Genomic DNA, 17,625 nt, shown 5'->3' on the forward strand with positions numbered 1-17,625 from the left:
GACAAGACAAGCAGAAACCGATCAATCGGCTTTAGGCGCAGGAACAGCCGTGCCCGCCAGCCGCGTGGTCGTGAATATCGGGTAGAGCGGCGGGCAGTTTTCCCTCGGCAAGGGCGCAGGCCGCCACCACCGGATCGGTCTCGGACGTCGTGCAGGCGATGACGCCTTGTGCGGCCATGCGTCGGATGAACCCCGGCCCGGCACTCCCCGCGATGATGGCATCCATGGCAAAGAGCGGATGCTCCCCCGCGCCGCGGAACTCGTGCAGGGACATCTCCTTGGGCATGTCCAGCCGGCCGACCTCTTTCGCGGGCTGGTCGGGCGTTGCCTCGAAGATCAGGAAACGACGAGTTTTCCCGGCATGCCCGGTAACGGTGCGGAAATTCTGGCTTGCAACGGCAATGCGCATGGACGGTCTCCACCGATGACAGAAGGTATATTTCCTTTTTAGCAATGGCGCATCCCGCCATCGGGTGCAACATGCCTGCCGGCCCTTGAGCCTGGTTCGGCCACGTGATTGGATGCGCCGGGAGACTGGAGGAGGAAGGGTCATGGCATTGAACAAGATCGCAAGAGATGCTCTCGAAGAGATCAAGGCTATTGAAGGTACGGGGGTGACCGACGGCCACGAGGCCGAGATCCTCGCGGCCATCGACAAGGCGATGCATCGGGCGATGGAGGTCTGCTGTCGCGAACAGGCCGCGATCATCGAGCAGCATCTGAGCCATGCGACGGGTGTTGCCGAGCGGATCAACGAGGAGACCGACCGCCGTCGCAACCTGCTGATCGCGAACCTCTCGGCAATGCGATAGCGCGCAGAGGCGGTCATGATCGAGGCGCTGATCTTCGATGTTTTCGGAACCTGTGTCGATTGGCGCAGCTCGGTCGCGCGCGAAGTGGCGGCGGTGCTGCCGGAGGTCGACGCGCTGGCCTTCGCCGATGCGTGGCGCGGCGAATACGACCCGGCGATGGCGCGTGTGCGTGCCGGCAACCGGGGATATATTCCGCTCGATGAGCTGCATCTGGAGAACCTCCAAATCGTCGCGGATCGGTTCGGGGTGAACCTCGGGGCCCCCGAAGCGCTCAACCGGGCTTGGGAAAAGCTCGATCCCTGGCCCGATGTAGTTGACGGTTTGAAAGAGATCCGGAGGTCGCGGATCGTGGCCCCCTGTTCGAACGGCTCGATCGCCTTGATCACCCGGATGGCGCGCCATGCCGACCTGCCGTGGGATTGTGTTCTCGGGGCCGATCTGGCGCGTGATTACAAGCCCAAGCCGGAGGTCTACCGCGCGGCTTGCGCTGCATTACGCCTCCCCGCGGAGAAGGTGATGATGGTGGCGGCGCATAATGGCGATCTGCGCGCCGCGCGCGCACAAGGGTTGGCGACCGGGTTCGTGCTGCGACCGCAAGAGCACGGGGCGGACCAGAAAACGGATCTCGGGGCGGAAGAGGGCTGGGATATCGTGGCGAGCGATTTTCACGAGCTTGCCGCGCGAGTGGCAGCGTTCTAACGAGATCCCGGAACAGAAATTCTACTGTGTTTCCTATTGGATACCTTGGTGGAACGATCCTGCGTATCGTGCCTCCAGCGGAGGCACTAGCCGGAAAGATGAGAGCAACTCCGCTCTGTCCTTCGTCTTTCCGCAAATATCCCGGGGAACGCTCGAAAGAGCGCGGGGGGGGCAGCGCCCCTCCACTCGGCAAATGTCCTGCGATGCGGATAAGCAGGGGGCTTTAGAACAGGATCACGTTGCGCCGGGCTCCGCCGGTCTTCGTGTCCGCGATGGCCTCGTTGATCTGTTCGAGCGACCAGCGGCCCGAAACCAGTTCATCCAGTTTCAGGCGGCCTTGACGGTACAGGTCGATCATCCAGGGGATGTCGCGGAGCGGGACCGCGTCGCCCATCTTGGAGCCAATAATGCCCTGTCCGGCGGCGGCAACATTGACCGGCTCGTAATCGACCTTTTGTCCGACATGCGGCATGCCGACGAGAATGACCTGTCCCCGCGGCGCGAGGTAATCCAGCGCGCCCTTGTAGGCCTGGATCGCGCCGGTGCAAAGGAGCACGGCATCGGCACCCTTGGGAGCCAGCTTGTGAAGCTTGTCGAGCGCTTCGGGGTCATTGGCCAGAATGCCATCGGTGGCGCCGAAGTCCCGCGCGATGGCGAGTTTCTCCTCGCTCATGTCGATGGCCACGATCCGCGCCGCACCGGCGATGCGGGCCCCCTGGATCGCGTTGAGGCCCACGCCGCCGGCGCCGACAACGACCGCGATCTGACCGGGCCGGAGGGCCGCGGTGTTGACCGCCGCACCAATGCCGGTGATCACGCCGCAGGAAAGCAGGCAGGCGCTCTCGGCGGGCATGTCCTCGGGGATCCGGACCAGTTGCGAGGCATCCACTGTGACCGCTTCGGCAAAGGCGCCGCAATTCATCGCGCCAAGCACGGGGGTGTCGGTGGCATCGGTGAGGGGGGTATCCCGGGCCGGGTTTCCGTCGCAATAGGCGGGGTGGCCGGTGGCGCAGGCGGTGCAACTGTGACAGGCGCGGATCAGCGTCACGAGCACCCGGTCCCCTTCGGCGATGGCGGAAACCCCCGGACCCGTCGCGGTGACGCGACCGACGCCCTCATGGCCGTAGACAGCCGGAAGCGTGCCGCCCCAGCCGCCGTCAATATAGGAGATGTCGGAATGGCAGATGGCGACCGCTTCCATCTCCACCTGGACCTCGCCATCACCGGGGGCGGCCAGCGTGAGGGTTTCGATTGTCAGGGGGGTGTTGAAGGCACGGCAGACCGCCGCTTTGATCAGTTTGCTCATGGGGAGCTCCGAGCGTTGTTTGGGTCAGCTTCCACCGGGATCGCCCCGGCGCACTTGCGTTCCCGCGACATAAAGGAGCACGCAACCGACCATTAGCGCAGCGGCAAGCAGGAAAGCCGCGCCCGGATGGTGGAAGCCCGCGCCTTCGCGAGTTGAGAAGTAAAATACCTGAGTCATCACCAGTGGAGCCAAAATCGTGGCCAACGAGATCGTGGAGGTGATCACACCCTGCAATTCGCCCTGGGTATCCTCGCCCACACGCTTGGACATGACGCCTTGCAGGGCCGGAACGGCGACCGAACCGATGGCTGAGATCGGCGTCAGGATAAGGGCGACGGTTCCGGAGGTGATGACACCGAGCGCGGCCAGGAGAGCGACCTCGAAGGTGAGGCCAAAGAGGATCGTGCCGTTTTCGCCGAACGTCTTTAGGAACGGTCGCACCAGCCCCGCCTGAACGATCGTGTAACCGATGCCGAAGAGCGCCAGCGAGAGGCCGACCATGGTGCTGTCCCAGCCGAAGCGGACAGGGGTGAAATAGGCCCAGATCGCCGGGTAGACATAGAGCGCGAATTCATAGATCGCGAGCACTGCCAGCAGCCGGCCAAGACCGGGCAGGTTGGCAACATGCATGATCGCCCCGAACGGGTTGGCACGGCGCCATGTAAAGGGGCGGCGGATGCGGTCCGTGACCGTTTCGGGCAGCACGAACCAGCCGAGGCCCATGTTCAGCGCGGCCAGGATGGCGGCGGCCACGAAGGGCGCGCGCGGTCCGAAAGTGCCGAGCAGTCCACCCATCATCGGTCCGATCACGAAGCCCACGCCATAGGCGGCATGGGTGAGCGCAAAGCGCGGCGCCTTTTCCTCCGGGCGCGAGATGTCGGCGACATAGGCCATCGCGGTGGAATGGGTCGCGGCGAGGATGCCGCCCACGATCCTTGCCGCCAACAGCATCCAGATGGAGCCGGTCACCGCCATCACGACGTAATCGGCCGACATCACCGCGAGCGAGGCCAGCAGGATCGGCCGCCGGCCCCAGGCATCGGAGAGCGAACCGAGCACCGGGCCGAAAAGGAATTGCATCACGGCAAAGCCGGTGGCCAGAATGCCCCCCCAGATCGCCGCCTCCCCGAGCGAGCCGCCATTCACGTCGCGGATCAGCTCCGGCATGACGGGCAAGATCAGCCCGATCCCCATCGCATCGATCACCAGCGTCATCAGGATGAAGGCGAGGGCCGGGCGGTTGGCGCCGGGGGCCGTCAGGGTCTGCGTGCTTTCTGTCACGTCGCGGGGGCTTTCATGAATCGGGGCCGGGCGTCGACAGTTCGCCTGCCAATACCCGACCCCGGATCTCATAGAAGATGGATCGGGGCAATCCTACTCGCCCCGAAAACCGCGGGTCTCAGTCGTCGCTGGCCTGTTCCAGCTTGTCCTGCGTGCGCAGCTCGAAATCGGAGGCGTCGTGACGCTCGTGCAGCTGCTCGGAAAGCGCGCCAGAGGTCTTGTTCACCATCCGGCCACGCTGCACGGCCGGGCGGGAGAGGATCTCCTCGGCCCAGCGGCGCAGGTTGGTGTAGCTCTCCACGTCGAGGAACTCGCCTGCATCGTAGAGATTGCCGAGCACCAGGTTGCCGTACCAGGGCCAGGTCACGATATCGGCGATGGTGTATTCGTCACCGGCAAGGTAGCGGTTCTCGGTCAGGCGTTTGTCCAGCACGTCCATCTGGCGCTTGGCTTCCATGGTGAAGCGGTCGATCGGGTATTCCATCTTCTCGGGCGCATAGGCGTAGAAATGGCCGAAGCCGCCGCCCAGATAGGGCGCGGAGCCTTGCAGCCAGAAGAGCCAGTTGAGAGCCTCGGTGCGGGTGGCGAGATCCTTGGGCAGGAAATGCCCGAATTTCTCGGCCAGATAGAGCAGGATCGCGCCGGATTCGAACACCCGGGTGCCTGTTTCGGTGTCCAGCAGGGCGGGGATCTTGGAATTCGGATTCAGCTCGACAAAGCCGGAGGAGAACTGCTCGCCCTTGCCGATGCGGATGAGGAAGGCGTCGTATTCCGCACCGCTCTCGCCCAGCTCCAGCAGCTCTTCGAGCATGATCGTCACCTTTTGCCCGTTGGGCGTGGCGAGCGAATAAAGCTGTAGCGGATGCTTGCCGCGCGACAGCTCCTTGTCATGCGTCGGGCCGGAGATGGGGCGGTTGACGCTCGCCCATTCGCCGCCGTTGTCGACTTCCCAGGTCCAGACCTTCGGCGGGACGTAGCTGACTTCCTTCAACATGTGGTTCAATTCCTTCAGTTCTTTCGGCGATCCTGCGGTGGTCCGCGCGGCTGTTGGCGCTCAATATATGTGCCAGTGGCGCGGATGCTACCCGTGCAACATCCCGTGACAGTTTCGTGTTTTGGATTGGGCGCGTATCTCAGTGCCCGATGGCGCGCAGGAACTCTGTCAGCCGGCTCGCATAGGCGTCGGGTTGCTCGACGCAGGGGATGTGGCCGGCGGCGCGGAACAGGTGAAACTCCGATCCCTTGACCAGCTCCGCAGTTTCGCGGACCAGATCGGGCGGGGTGGAGCCGTCCTCGGAACAGGCGATGGCCAGCGTCGGCAGGGTGAGTGCGGCGGTGGTGGTGTAGAAATCGGTGCCCGCGATGGCGTGGCAGGTGCCGATATAACCTTCCTGCGGGGAGCGCGTGACCATGTTGCGCCAGAGTTTCAACTCGGCGGTCTCGCGGAAGGCGCGGGTGAACCATTTCTCCATGATCCCATCGGCCAGCGCCTCGATGCCGCCCGCCTCGACAGCGGCGATACGCTCTTGCCATGTGCCACGTGTGCCGATCTTGGCTGCGGTGTTGGAGAGCACCATGGCGCGCACGAGGTCCAGCCGCTTGGCCGCAAGCCCCTGCGCGACCATGCCGCCGACGGAGAGGCCGACGAAGACGCATTCCTTGACCGCCAGCCTGTCCAGAAGCCGTTCGGCATCGCGCACCAACGTGCCCATGGCATAGGGCGCGGGCGGGCAATCCGACAGGCCATGGCCGCGCATGTCATAGCGGATGACGCGATAACTTTCGGGCAGGCGGGCGACCACGTCGTCCCAGATCCGCAGATCTGTTCCCAGCGAGTTGGCAAAGACGACGGGCGCGCCGCTTGGGCTGCCATCCTCGCGCCAATGCAGGGAAATATCACCGAGATCCGCCATGTGCATCTGTTCATCCTCCTGGCTGGGGTCGCGGCCATCCGTAGCGCCGCGCGTGCATGCGCGAAAGCCCGGATTGCTCAGTCCGGCAATGTCTCCAATGCACGGGCGAAAACAGCCGGGTCCACATTGCCGCCCGAGGCGGTGACGATGACCGGACCATCGTCCAGCGCGTCACCATGGAAAAGCGCGGCGGCCAGCGCGGCGGCGCCGCCCGGTTCCAGAACGATCTTGAGCCGCAGGAAGGCCAGCGCGACGGCCTTCAGGCATTCCTCGTCCGTCACGCTCAGACCGGGGCCGCAGAGGCGCTGCATGATGGGGAAGGTCAGCTTGCCGGCGGCGGGCGTGACGATGGCATCGCAGATGGAACGGCTTTGGAATGCGTTGCGCAGCAATTCGCCTGCGGCCAGAGAGCAGCCGACATCGTCGGAATCTTCCGGCTCCACCGGGCGCACCGTGATGCCCGGCGCACGGGCCTCCAACGCCAACGCTATGCCCGAGGTCAACCCGCCACCACCGCAGCAGGTGAGCATCGTGGCCCGCTCGATGCCGCGTTCCGCCGCCTGGGCGGCGATCTCCAGCCCACAGGTGCCTTGTCCCGCGATCACCTGCGCGTCGTCGAAGGGCCGCACGAGGCTCAAACCCCGTTCCTCCGCCAGCCGCTCGCCAATAGCGTCGCGGTCTTCGGTGGCGCGATCATAGAGGATGACCTCCGCCCCGAGCGCGGCGGTGTTGGCGCGTTTGAGCGCGGGCGCGTCCGAGGGCATGATGATGACCGAGGGCAGGCCGTGCAGTTTTGCCGCCAGCGCCACGCCCTGCGCGTGGTTGCCGGAGGAAAAGGCGATCACGCCACGCGTGCCCTCGGGCAGGGCCGAGATCGCAGACCACGCGCCGCGGAACTTGAACGAGCCGGTATGTTGCAGGCATTCGGCCTTCACATGGACCGGTCTGCCGGCAATTTCGTCGAGAAAGGGCGAGGACAGCAGCGGCGTCCGCCGTGCATGGCCCGCGATCCGGGCTGCGGCAGCTTCGATGGCGTCGATATTCAAGAAAAACTCTCCAGGTAGGCGGAAATCACCGCACGCGATTCCGGCTCGTCGAGGAACGGTACATGACCTCGGTCGGGCACCTCCGCGAAGATCAGGTCGGGCTTGCGCCGACGCATCTCCTCTGCCGTCTCACGTGTCAAGATGTTCGAATTCTCTCCCCGGATCAGCGCGACAGGGAAGGGCGCAAGTGCCTCGAAAAGCGGCCAGATTTCGGGCAATGCACCATCGGTGGCCTGTTCCAGAACCGCGTTGCGCAAGGCGGGATCGTAACGGATATCGAGCCCCTCGGAGGTCTCGGTCCACAGCGCCTCGGCAAATGCCTGCCATGTCGCGCGCGGAACATTGCTGAAACGCGGCGCCATGGCTTCCGGAAGGCGGTCGGCGGCGTCCTCGAAGCTCGAATAACTGGGCGTGTAGCCGAGATAGCCCATGATATCGGCCAGCCCGGCGGGGTCCACCACCGGGCCGATATCGTTGAAGATGACACCATGCAGCCGTTCCGGATTCACCATCGCCAGTGTCATGGCGATAAGCCCGCCGCGCGAGGTGCCAAGGATCGACACCTTCTCCAGCCCGAGGTGATCGAGCAGCACGACCACGTCGCGGGCTTCCTGAAGGACGTTGTAATTGTGAAAGTCGGGGTCACGGTCCGAACGGCCCCGCCCACGGCTGTCGAGACGCAGGACACGGGCGCGAGAGGCGAAATGCGCCACGACAGGTGCGAAATCGTCCATGTTTCGAGACAGCCCGGCCAGGCAAAGCAGCGGGGCGCCATGCCCGGTGTCGTCATAGGCCAGGCGCAACCCGTCCGGCGTGCTGAAAAACTCGGTCATGGTGCGGTGGCAAGCTCCGGAACGGATTCGAGATCTGTCAAAACATGTGCGGGCCGATCGGGCAGGCGGTCCATCGGCAACCCGGCCCGGTTGACCCAGATCGTCCGGAAGCCGAAACCGGCAGCCCCCGCGGCATCCCACCCGTTGGAGGAGACGAAGAGAACCTCCTTCGGTGTGCAATCGAACCGGGCACCCACCATGGAATAGACGCGCGCGTCGGGCTTGTAGACCCCGACATCCTCGACCGAGAGCACCGCGTCCAGCAAATCGCCGATCCCGGCGGAAGTGACGGCATCGAGCAGCATCTCTGGCGAGCCATTGGACAGGATCGCCGTCGGCAGCCCGCCCGCGCGCAGCCGCGAGAGCATCTCGGGAACTTCCGGATAGGCATCGAGCTCGCGATAAAGCGCCAAGAGCCGGTCGCGCAGCGTTGCCTGTTCGGAAAGTCCATGCGCCTCCAGCGCAAAATCAAGCGCATCGACCGTCACCCGCCAGAAAGGCTCGTGCTGCCCAGTAATTGCGCGCAGCCAGGTATATTGCAGTTGCTTGTCACGCCATGTCGCGGCGAGCTGCTGCCAATGCGCGGCCAACGCAGCGCCTCCGGATTCTTGCGATGCGCGGCGGGCGGCGGCGGCGACGTCGAACAGCGTGCCATAGGCGTCGAATACAGCGACCTTGATCGTCATTTGTGTCTCCCTCGGGCCAAAGAGTGGCACAGGCCGGTGGGGATGAAAACGACGGATTACAGGCATGCCAGCCGCGCGGCCGGCCGATAGCGGGCATTCTGGATATGATCCGTATCGAGCCCAGGCCAAAGGTGCAGCCACATTGGAATGCCTATTTCGCCGTAGATGATGTGGAACGCGCCTCGGAGCAGTCCCGCGCTGGCGGGAGTGCTCCTCAGGATATCTGGTTAAGGACGATCGGCTCCTTGTCCGCTTTCATCTGTTCCCAAATATCCCCGCCGGAGGCACGATCCAAAGGATCGTTCCCGCGCGCGAAGCACGCGCCCCGAACGTCAACGAGCTTGGTCGTGCGGGAAAGCGGGAACTTGGAGCAGGGCTCGAAGCAAAGGGCACCCGGAAAATCCCGGTCACCCCTTGCCTCGATGCGGACCCTTCGTGCGTTCATTCGAGCTTGCCGATAGAGAAGAATAACGTTTCACCGGAATGATGGTCGATGCCGTCATTGTCGGTCGGCACGAAAGCCTCGCCCGCCAGGTCGATGGCCAGTCCCTCGACGTTGTCCTGAACATAGCCGTTCAGCTGTTTGAGGTCAGGCAGCAGATCGCGCAATTCTTCCTTCGATACGACCTTGAGCCTGCCGTCGAGCGGGGTGGGCACCATGCCGGCGGCCGGGATGCGGTAGATCTTCTTGGTCACCGCATTGGCGCCGATCTTGGGAAGCGACGGCTGTATCGCGTAAAATCTGTCATTCACGGCATGGAGCCCCCCGGCTCTTCGGCATCGGCCACCTGACCGGAGATCGCGCTCCAGTTCACCGGCACGCCATTCGGCCCGCTCAACCCCTTGGAGATCAGTATCGGGCTTCCCCCCTCGGCACGTTCGAAAACCATCACATGGGCGCGAATGCCGTCATCTTCGGCACGCCCGTTTTCGATGGCCACCGCGAGGAAGCTTGCGGCGATCGCGTCGGGCTGGCCGCCGAGATCGCAGGTGCTGGTGATCTCGGCGGATGTCTCTCGGGGTGGGGCTGGTGCGCCGGGAGCGGAGCGCCTATGTCGGATGAAAGCCACAAGGACGTTCCGATGATTGACCCGACCGCCTATGACAATGCCGATTTCATTCCCGAGGGGCACAGCTTTTTCGAGCGTTGGGCGACAGCCGCGGATGCCTTCCGGGAGTACATGCCATCGGAGCGGATGAAACTGGATATTGCCTATGGGGCGGGCGAGCGACAGCGCTTCGACCTGTTCCTTCCGGAGGGCGAGCCGAAGGGACTGTTCTTTTTCATTCATGGTGGTTTCTGGCGGATGAGCGGGCGCAAGGACTGGTCGCACCTGGCCGCGGGGGCGCTTGCACATGGCTGGGCGGTGGCGATCCCGTCCTATCCGTTGGCACCCAAGGCGCGGATTTCGGAGATCACCCGGTCGATCGCCCAAGCCCTCGAGGCCGCGTCGACGCGCGTGGATGGACCTATCCTGATCTCGGGGCACTCGGCGGGCGGGCATCTGACGATGCGGATGGTCTGCCCGGATGTGGACCTGCCGGAGGCGGTTCGAGCGCGGATTGCCGGGATCCTGCCAATCTCGCCACTGGCCGATCTGAACCCGCTGATCATGCTGCCGATGAATGGCGATCTCAGGATCGATGCCGCCGAGGCGGAGTCGGAGAGCCCGATCTTCTATCCCGAGCCCGATTGCGCGGTGGAGATCGAGGTGGGATCGGCCGAGCGGCCGGCCTTTGTCGACCAGTCCATCCGGATGGCCGATGCCTGGATGAAGGCGGAGCTGATCGTTGCCGAGGGCTGTCACCATTTCGATGTGATCGACCCGCTTTGCGATCCTGAAAGCCCGATGATGCAACGCCTGTTCGCGATGGCAGAGGACTGAGAGGGCGGCTCCCCCTCGAGGCGCGATGCTGGCGCATCTTGCCCCATTGGGGCGTGGCGCCGCTGGCGCGGTGTGCAACCAGCCGGGACGAAGGGGGGACGTGAAGGCGCTTCTGCCTAGCGGCCGAAACCGGCCATGGCGTCGAAATCGATTTGTTCTAGGATGGGTTGCATGACGTCGAGCGGTGCGCCGTTGGCCTGCACAAGGATGCGGTTGTCGACAAGACCGGTCAGCTCGCCCTCCTGTTCGATGAAGGTCTCGGAGCCGATGCGAAGTTGCTTTCCGACGAGAAGACCCGCCGCGCCAAGCATTCCGGCAAAGCCTTGTACCATCGCATTATCTGCCATCAACAGGATGGTGAAACTGTCCTGCCCGCGGGAATAGGTCGCCTCTGCCCCCACGCCACCGCCGAACATAGCCATGGCGGCGCTCAGATCGGTGTTGATCAGGCGGCTCCAGCCGTCAGGTGCGGGTGGCAGGAGGTCGGTCAGGCCGGCAGTCTTCATCTCGCGCACGAGTTGTTGGGCATAGGCCAGCTCGTCCAGCACCTGCTGCATCTTGCCGGCCTCATAGGCCGTGCGGGCGGCGTCGAGCGTTTCAAGGACCTCGTCAGCCGAGGCCGCAGCCGGTGCAAACACGGCCAGGGCCGTGACGAGGAAAACACGTTTCATGATTGCTCCGGTCACCGACTTCAAGGCGATGTTAATGGATTGATACATGGGGCTCAATTCCGGGCCGGCACTGTGGGCCGATATTTCTGTGCCCAGCAGGGTACGGGATCGGCGGGGGCCGGGCGGGCGGAGTAGACGCCGCGCGCGATTGCGCGGGCCAGGCAGGTCGCTGCGGCATGGCCAAGCGCCATGGGTGTCAGGATCTGGTCGGGCAGGGGGCGCGCTCCGGTGGCGGCGACAAAGACGAGATCGCCGTCATAAGGCGTGTGCGCTGGGACGATGGCGCGCGCCATGCCGTCATGAGCGGCGGTCGCCATGCGCTGCGCCTCGGCCTGGCTCAGGGCGGCGTCTGTGGCGACGATGGCGATGGTGGTGGCCTGCCCGTGTTTGAAGCCAGGCTCCGCGCCGGGGTCATGCTGGCGGACAGGGCCGAGGCCGCCGAATTCGTCTCCGAATTCCCAGGGCCCGGCCCAGAATTCCGGGCCATTGCCGGTCACATCGCCAAGCGCGTTCACCGCGACAAGCGCGCCGACCGTGATGCCGCAATCGAGCACCAGCGAGGCTGAGCCGAGCCCGCCCTTGAGGCTGCGCGTCGTGGCCCCAGTCCCGGCGCCTTCGGTGCCGAGCGCGAAATCTTCTGCCGCATTGGCCAGCGCTGCGGCACCCAGCGGCTTGTAGGGATTTTCGGTCCAGCTTTTGTCGCCGCCATTGAGCAGGTCGAACAGGATCGCGCCGGGCACAATGGGCACGCGTTGATCCCCGACAGCAAAACCGCGCCCCTGCGCGCGCAGCCCATCGGCCACGCCGGAAGCGGCATCCAGCCCGAAAGCCGACCCACCCGAAAGCACCAGCGCATCGACTTGCTGCACCGTCTTGTCCGGGGCCAGCAGGTCCGTCTCGCGGGTGCCGGGCGCGCCGCCCATGACATGGACGGCGGCGGTGAAGGTCTCCCGGCCGAGCAACACGCTCACGCCGCTTTTCAGCGTGTCATCCCTGGAATTGCCGACCAGCAGGCCGGGAACATCGGTGATCAGGTTGCGCTTGCCCGGTTTCATGCTTGTTCCAGTCTGCTCAGATACAGCGCCCGCCATCGACTCGTAGCACGGCGCCGGTGATCATGCTGGCTTCATCGGAGCACAGGTAGAGGGCAGCATTGCCCATGTCCTGCGGCGTGGAGAAGCGGCCCAGCGGGATGGTCGAGAGGAACTTCGCCCGCATCTCGGGGGTATCCTCGCCCATGAAGGAGGCAAGCAGCGGCGTTTCGCCCGCCACCGGGGCCAGCGCGTTCACCCGCACACCATGGGGAGCCAGTTCGACAGCCATGGCTTCGGTCGCGGTGATCATCCAGCCCTTGGAAGCGTTGTACCAGTTGAGCCGGGGGCGGGGAGACACACCGGCGGTGGAGGCGACATTGAGGATCGCGCCAACGCCGTTGGCCTTCATATGCGGCACGAGGCTGCGCGCGGTCAGGTAGACGGACTTGGCATTGACCGCCAATACGCGATCGAAATCTTCCTCTGTCACGTCTTCCATCGGCGCGGGCAGGTGGGTGATGCCGGCATTGTTGACGAGGATATTAACTGTGCCGAAAGCGGCGATGGCGGCCTCGGACATGGCCGCGACGCTCTCGCCTTTCGACACATCGACCGGTTGGGCGATGCCGCCGATGTCCGCCGCGATGGCCTCTGCGGCCTCGCCGTTGATATCGGCCACCATCACGCGCGCGCCCTCCTCGGCGAAGCGGCGGGCGATGCCTGCGCCGAAACCTGAGCCGCCCCCGGTCACGATAGCGGTTTTTCCTTCCAGTCGCATGCGACTCCTCCCATTGTGCAGCCAGTTATCGAGAGGAGACACCTCATGACACTGGATCTCAACAACAATCCGCGACTTGGCATGGGATGCTGGGCAATTGGCGGGCCATTCTGGGCCGAAGATGCGCCCCTTGGCTGGGGCGAGGTCGATGACGGCGAGTCGATCCGGGCGATCCATGCCGCGCTGGATGCCGGTGCGCGATATTTCGACACCGCGAGCGTCTATGGCGCGGGGCATTCGGAAGTCGTTCTCGGCGCGGCGCTTAAAGGGCGCGAGGATGTGATCATCTCGACCAAGATCGGCAATCTCTTCGACGCGAAATCAAAGCAGGTGACGGGGAATGTGGCGACCCGCGAAGAGGCTGTTCGCGAGATCGAAGGCTGCCTGCGGCGGCTGGGGCGGGATCACGTCGACATGATCTTCCTTCATCTCAACGAGATGACGCCGGAGGAGGCCGCCCCGATCTTCGACGCGCTGGAGGCCGCGCGGTCGGCGGGAAAGATCGGCAGCTTCGGCTGGAGCACGGACTTCCCGGACTCGGCGGCGGCCTATGCCGAATGGCCGGGCTTCACGGCCGTCCAGCACACGATGAACCTCTGGGTGCCGGCCAGTGCCGTGCTGGCCACGATCGAGGCGCACGGGCTGCTATCGGTCAACAGGATGCCAATGGCAATGGGCGTGTTCTCGGGGAAATACACGGCAAGCACGACGCTGCAACCCTCTGATATTCGAACCAATTTCTTCGACTGGATGGAATATTTCCAGGGCGGGCAGGTGGTGCCGGAAGTGCTCGATATGTTGGAAAGCGTGAAGGAGTTGCTGCAAACCGGCGGTCGCAGCGTGGCGCAGGGCGCGCTTGGATGGATCTGGGCAAAGAGCCCGAATACCTGCCCGATCCCGGGCTTCCGCACCGTTGCGCAGGCCGAGGAAAACGCACGCACGCTGCAATTCGGACCGCTGCCGGAAACGGTAATGGTCGAGATCGAGGCGCTGGTGAACCGCCCGCCAGAGGGGCCGCCACGCGCTCGGTAATGCGGTGTCGGGCTTCTGCTCCGGCTGCGACGTGTTATGCCGTCATGCCGATACGTGGCAGCTCGACACTGCCCAAATCGTCAGGGCTCGTGGCAACGAGGGGGACTGCCGCCGAGCAGAGCTCGAGCGGCGATGGAGCCGCTTCGCGGCGCGGAGTATTGCTTGAAGCTTTAGCCGGATGGATTCTGGAGCTGTCGTTACGGGCGAAATGCAACCGCCGCGCGCCAGAGGTGCGCGGCCACCCCCGTACGGGAGGAAGCGCATCTTTGATGCGTCGCCGGCCGGCGGGAAGTCTGCTTCAACGTCTGACACCCGCGTGTCGCTAGAGGCGAGTGGTTGGAAACGGTCTCACAGGTTTTCCGGCTGCGGCATGCCCAGAACGTGGTAGCCGCCATCGACATGGATGATTTCTCCGCTGGTGCAGGAACCGGCATCGGAGGCGAGATAGACCGCCGTGCCTCCGACTGCGTCGAGCGTTGCGTTCGCACGCATCGGCGCGTTGGAGTCGGTGTGGCGGAAGGTGGCGCGGGCACCCGAAATCGCGGCCCCGGCCAGTGTCTTCATCGGGCCCGGCGAGATGGCGTTCACGCGGATGCCGTCCGGACCGAGATCGTTCGCAAGGTACCGGACTGCCGATTCCAGCGCCGCCTTTGCCACGCCCATGACGTTGTAATAGGGCGTCACGCGGTTGGAGCCCTGATAGGTCAGCGTCAGGATCGTACCGCCTTCGCGCATCAGCGGCGCCGCACGGCGGGCGACATCGATCAGCGAGTAGCAGGAGATGGTCAGCGAGTTGCGGAAATTCTCACGGCTTGTGTTGATGAACCGCCCGCCCAGCTCGTTCTTGTCGGAATAGGCGATGGCGTGGACGAGGAAGTCCAGTTTGCCCCATTTCTCCTTGAGCATGGCAAAGGCCGTGTCCAGCGAGGCATCGTCCATCACGTCGGCATCGATCAGGATGTCGGAACCGATCGACTCGGCCAGCGGTCCGACGCGTTTGCCGAACGCTTCTCCCTGGTAGGTGAATGCCAGCTCGGCACCTTCGCCGGCCATCGCCTTGGCAATGCCCCAGGCGATGGAGCGATCATTGGCGACGCCCATGATCAGGCCCCGCCTGCCCTTCATCAAATCAGCCATGAAATTTATCCGCCATATTTGGAGAGCAACATGGACCCGTTGGTTCCACCGAAGCCAAAGGAGTTGGTCATCACCGTATCGAGGCCGGCATTTTCCACCAGCGCGGTGGCGATTTCCTCGGGCTTCAAGGCCGGGTCCAGCTCGGTGACGTTGATCGAGGGCGCAATGAAATCGTTCTTGAGCATCAGCAGGCAGAAGACGGCCTCCATCGCGCCGGCGGCTCCCTGAGCATGTCCGGTCATCGACTTGGTCGAGGAGACCGGCGGCGTGGAGCCTTCGCCGAAGACGCGGCGCACGGCCTCGATCTCGCCCACATCGCCGACGGGCGTCGAGGTCCCGTGGGCGTTGATATAGGAGACGTTGTGGCCGTCGGGGATGGTTTCGAGCGCCAGACGCATGGCGCGCTCGCCGCCCTCGCCGGAGGGGGCGACCATGTCATGGCCGTCGGAGGTGGCGGCAAAGCCCGTCACCTCGGCATAGATCTTCGCGCCCCGCGCCTTGGCGTGCTCCAGCTCTTCGAGCACGACGATGCCGCCGCCGCCGCCGATGACGAAGCCGTCGCGGGTGGCGTCGAAGGCGCGCGAGGCCGTTTCCGGCGCGTCGTTATACTTGGAGGACATCGCGCCCATCGCGTCGAAGAGGCAGCTGAGCGTCCAGTCCAGCTCCTCGCCTCCGCCGGCGAACATCACGTCCTGCTTGCCCATCATGATCTGCTCGGAGGCGTTACCGATGCAATGCAGCGAGGTCGAGCAGGCCGAGGTGATGGAATAGTTGATGCCCTTGATCTTGAAGGCAGTGGCCAGGTTGGCCGAGATCGTCGAGGACATGCATTTGGGCACCGCGAAGGGGCCGATGCGCTTGGTCGCGCCGGTTTTCAGCACGGTCTGATGCGCGGCCAGCATGGCCGAGGTGGACGGCCCGCCAGAGCCCGCGACAAGGCCGGTGCGCACGTTGACCACGTCGCTTTCCTCCAGCCCCGCATCGGCGATGGCCTGGCTCATGGCGATATGGGCATAGGCCGCGCCGGGGCCCATGAAGCGCAGCGTGCGCTTGTCGATAAGTTCGGCGGTGTTGATGTTCAGCTTGCCGGAGACCTGCGAGCGAAAGCCGTGCTCGGCCATCGCCTCGTCAAAGGAGATGCCGGAAGTGCCGGCCTTCAGGTTGGCGGTGACTTCATCGGCGGAATTGCCGATCGGGGACACGATGCCCAGACCGGTGACGACAACGCGACGCATGGATGGATCTCCTTGAGATCGATTGCGGATCAGGATTCAGCTTCGGCCAGGCCGACCTTCAGCCCGGTCACATTGTAGATTTCTTCGCCATCGGCGAACACCTTCCCATTGGCCACGCCCAGCTTGAGCTTGCGGTCGATTATGCGGGTGTAGTCGATCTTGTAGGTGATCATCTTGGTGGTGGGGCGCACCATGCCGGAGAACTTCACCTCGCCCGCGCCGATGGCAAATCCCTGGCCCTTCATGCCGCGCCAGCCGAGGCCGAAGCCGGTGAGCTGCCAGAGGCCATCGAGGCCAAGGCAGCCGGGCATGACCGGGTTGCCGGGAAAATGGCAGGGGAAGAACCACAGTTCGGGGTCGATATCGAACTCGGCGACGATATGGCCCTTGCCGAACTCGCCACCATCCTCGGAGATCTCGGTGATCCGGTCGGCCATGAGCATCGGCGGAAGCGGCAACTGGGCATTGCCCGGGCCGAACATCTCGCCGCGGCCACAGGCCAGCAGGTCTTCCTTGTCGAAATGCGTTTTTCTGTCAGCCATATGCCTGCCTCCCATGCGCCATCAGCGTGCTTGGCGCTCACTATCACCCCCCATGCGCGCGGCGCAAGGGGGACGCGGGTGGGGAGGCGCGGCTTTATGGGGGCCGTTTTCAATTGAAATCCGGGGCAAAATGGTCATATTCAAGCAATCTGGCGGGAACAGAAAAGCGATATCATGTCCACTACGGAAACTCAGCGCGGATCAGAATGGCTCGAACGTGGAGGGCTGCGCCCGACGCGGCAACGGCTTTCGCTGGCGACGCTGCTGATCGGGGACGGCAAGAACCGCCACGTGACCGCCGAAAGCCTGTTCGAGGCCAGCCGGTCGACCGGTGAGAAGGTCTCGCTGGCCACCGTCTACAACACGCTCAAGGCCTTCTGCGAGGCGGGCCTGATGCGCGAGATCACGGTTGACGGCACCAAGAGTTATTTCGACACCTACACCGCCGACCACCCGCATTTCTACTGGGAGGACAGCCAGTCGCTGAGCGACGCGCCTGCCTCCGAGCTGGAAATCTCCCGCCTGCCGCAAGCGCCCGAGGGCGCGGAAATCGCCAGTGTGGATGTGGTGATCCGCCTGCGGCGGAAGTGAACTTACTTAATTGCGGATCGTGACGGTAGCCGGGCGGGCGCTCGCCGGGCGGCTTGGACTTTATTCAAGCTATTGCTTTCGCGGATAACGCACTCCGGATTCCCAAAAAATGTTGCTTCAAGCGCCGTTCACGCTGCATTCTT

General features: G+C 64.3%; 21 protein-coding genes. 5 read left to right on the forward strand and 16 right to left on the reverse strand.

Annotated features, from left to right (window positions below; all coding sequences use genetic code 11):
• Positions 1–31: 31 nt before the first annotated feature.
• On the reverse strand, positions 32–409 hold the full coding sequence (locus AX756_RS17915; RefSeq protein WP_068314855.1) for a NifB/NifX family molybdenum-iron cluster-binding protein: 378 nt from the start codon (positions 407–409) through the stop codon (positions 32–34).
• Positions 410–551: 142 nt separating this feature from the next.
• On the opposite strand from AX756_RS17915, the gene AX756_RS17920 reads away from it, so the two are divergent.
• Both AX756_RS17920 and AX756_RS17925 read left to right on the forward strand, forming a co-directional pair.
• Positions 552–812 carry a hypothetical protein gene (locus AX756_RS17920; protein WP_068314858.1) on the forward strand — a complete coding sequence of 87 codons (261 nt, stop codon included), beginning with the start codon at positions 552–554 and terminating at the stop codon, positions 810–812.
• Positions 813–827: 15 nt separating this feature from the next.
• Complete coding sequence (locus AX756_RS17925) at positions 828–1,511, forward strand: haloacid dehalogenase type II (protein ID WP_068314860.1); 684 nt, start codon at positions 828–830, stop codon at positions 1,509–1,511.
• A gap of 223 nt (positions 1,512–1,734) precedes the next feature.
• Here the strand turns inward: AX756_RS17925 and AX756_RS17930 are convergent, their stop codons facing one another.
• From AX756_RS17930 to AX756_RS26885, 9 genes are all read right to left on the reverse strand, one after another.
• A complete protein-coding gene (locus AX756_RS17930; RefSeq protein ID WP_068314866.1) occupies positions 1,735–2,817 on the reverse strand; it encodes a Zn-dependent alcohol dehydrogenase in 1,083 nt (360 codons plus the stop codon).
• A 24-nt stretch (positions 2,818–2,841) separates the two neighbouring features.
• The gene (locus AX756_RS17935) at positions 2,842–4,032 is read right to left on the reverse strand and encodes a TCR/Tet family MFS transporter (RefSeq protein WP_068315155.1); all 1,191 of its coding nucleotides are present in this window, start codon (positions 4,030–4,032) and stop codon (positions 2,842–2,844) included.
• Between the two features lie 184 nt (positions 4,033–4,216).
• Positions 4,217–5,092: a glutathione-dependent disulfide-bond oxidoreductase gene (gene yghU, locus AX756_RS17940; protein WP_068314868.1), complete on the reverse strand. Its 876-nt coding sequence runs from the start codon at positions 5,090–5,092 to the stop codon at positions 4,217–4,219.
• Between the two features lie 139 nt (positions 5,093–5,231).
• Positions 5,232–6,017 carry a 3-oxoadipate enol-lactonase gene (gene pcaD / locus AX756_RS17945; protein ID WP_068314871.1) on the reverse strand — a complete coding sequence of 262 codons (786 nt, stop codon included), beginning with the start codon at positions 6,015–6,017 and terminating at the stop codon, positions 5,232–5,234.
• A gap of 71 nt (positions 6,018–6,088) precedes the next feature.
• Complete coding sequence (locus tag AX756_RS17950) at positions 6,089–7,057, reverse strand: threonine ammonia-lyase (RefSeq protein WP_068314873.1); 969 nt, start codon at positions 7,055–7,057, stop codon at positions 6,089–6,091.
• Positions 7,054–7,890: an alpha/beta fold hydrolase gene (locus tag AX756_RS17955; protein WP_068314876.1), complete on the reverse strand. Its 837-nt coding sequence runs from the start codon at positions 7,888–7,890 to the stop codon at positions 7,054–7,056. The genes AX756_RS17950 and AX756_RS17955 overlap by 4 nt, the downstream gene beginning before the upstream one ends.
• Positions 7,887–8,576, reverse strand: coding sequence for a haloacid dehalogenase type II (locus tag AX756_RS17960; protein ID WP_068314879.1), 690 nt, complete (start codon positions 8,574–8,576; stop codon positions 7,887–7,889). Before AX756_RS17960 ends, AX756_RS17955 begins: the two co-directional genes overlap by 4 nt.
• Positions 8,577–9,017: 441 nt before the next feature.
• The gene (locus AX756_RS26750) at positions 9,018–9,329 is read right to left on the reverse strand and encodes an esterase-like activity of phytase family protein (RefSeq protein ID WP_068314885.1); all 312 of its coding nucleotides are present in this window, start codon (positions 9,327–9,329) and stop codon (positions 9,018–9,020) included.
• Complete coding sequence (locus AX756_RS26885; RefSeq protein ID WP_156461555.1) at positions 9,326–9,646, reverse strand: hypothetical protein; 321 nt, start codon at positions 9,644–9,646, stop codon at positions 9,326–9,328. Before AX756_RS26885 ends, AX756_RS26750 begins: the two co-directional genes overlap by 4 nt.
• Positions 9,647–9,658: 12 nt before the next feature.
• Between AX756_RS26885 and AX756_RS17975 the strand changes: the two genes are divergently transcribed.
• Positions 9,659–10,462, forward strand: a complete 804-nt coding sequence (locus AX756_RS17975) for a hormone-sensitive lipase (protein WP_068315158.1) — start codon at positions 9,659–9,661, stop codon at positions 10,460–10,462.
• 116 nt (positions 10,463–10,578) lie between these two features.
• On the opposite strand, the gene AX756_RS17980 is transcribed toward AX756_RS17975, so the two are convergent.
• From AX756_RS17980 to AX756_RS17990, 3 genes are read right to left on the reverse strand one after another with little or no spacing between them, the layout of a single operon-like run.
• Positions 10,579–11,133, reverse strand: a complete 555-nt coding sequence (locus tag AX756_RS17980) for a hypothetical protein (RefSeq protein WP_068315161.1) — start codon at positions 11,131–11,133, stop codon at positions 10,579–10,581.
• A 53-nt stretch (positions 11,134–11,186) separates the two neighbouring features.
• A complete protein-coding gene (locus tag AX756_RS17985; protein WP_068314888.1) occupies positions 11,187–12,188 on the reverse strand; it encodes a P1 family peptidase in 1,002 nt (333 codons plus the stop codon).
• Positions 12,189–12,204: 16 nt separating this feature from the next.
• Complete coding sequence (locus AX756_RS17990) at positions 12,205–12,945, reverse strand: glucose 1-dehydrogenase (protein ID WP_068314892.1); 741 nt, start codon at positions 12,943–12,945, stop codon at positions 12,205–12,207.
• A 45-nt stretch (positions 12,946–12,990) separates the two neighbouring features.
• Between AX756_RS17990 and AX756_RS17995 the strand changes: the two genes are divergently transcribed.
• Entirely contained in the window at positions 12,991–13,977 is a 987-nt protein-coding gene (locus AX756_RS17995) for an aldo/keto reductase (RefSeq protein WP_068314895.1), read from the forward strand.
• A 348-nt stretch (positions 13,978–14,325) separates the two neighbouring features.
• On the opposite strand, the gene AX756_RS18000 is transcribed toward AX756_RS17995, so the two are convergent.
• Genes AX756_RS18000 through fabA form a run of 3 tightly spaced genes read right to left on the reverse strand, consistent with a single transcriptional unit; the run spans position 14,326 to position 16,891 of the window.
• Positions 14,326–15,114 (reverse strand): enoyl-ACP reductase FabI, encoded by a 789-nt coding sequence (locus tag AX756_RS18000; RefSeq protein WP_068314899.1) that lies wholly within the window; start codon positions 15,112–15,114, stop codon positions 14,326–14,328.
• 5 nt (positions 15,115–15,119) lie between these two features.
• Positions 15,120–16,349, reverse strand: a complete 1,230-nt coding sequence (gene fabB, locus AX756_RS18005; RefSeq protein WP_068314902.1) for a beta-ketoacyl-ACP synthase I — start codon at positions 16,347–16,349, stop codon at positions 15,120–15,122.
• A 29-nt stretch (positions 16,350–16,378) separates the two neighbouring features.
• Complete coding sequence (fabA, locus tag AX756_RS18010) at positions 16,379–16,891, reverse strand: bifunctional 3-hydroxydecanoyl-ACP dehydratase/trans-2-decenoyl-ACP isomerase (RefSeq protein ID WP_068314905.1); 513 nt, start codon at positions 16,889–16,891, stop codon at positions 16,379–16,381.
• A 174-nt stretch (positions 16,892–17,065) separates the two neighbouring features.
• Between fabA and irrA the strand changes: the two genes are divergently transcribed.
• Entirely contained in the window at positions 17,066–17,482 is a 417-nt protein-coding gene (gene irrA / locus AX756_RS18015) for an iron response transcriptional regulator IrrA (protein ID WP_068314908.1), read from the forward strand.
• The last annotated feature ends 143 nt before the right edge of the window (positions 17,483–17,625 follow it).

Origin of the sequence: Aliiruegeria sabulilitoris (assembly GCF_001558155.1) — a bacterium.
GTDB lineage: Bacteria > Pseudomonadota > Alphaproteobacteria > Rhodobacterales > Rhodobacteraceae > Tropicimonas > Tropicimonas sabulilitoris.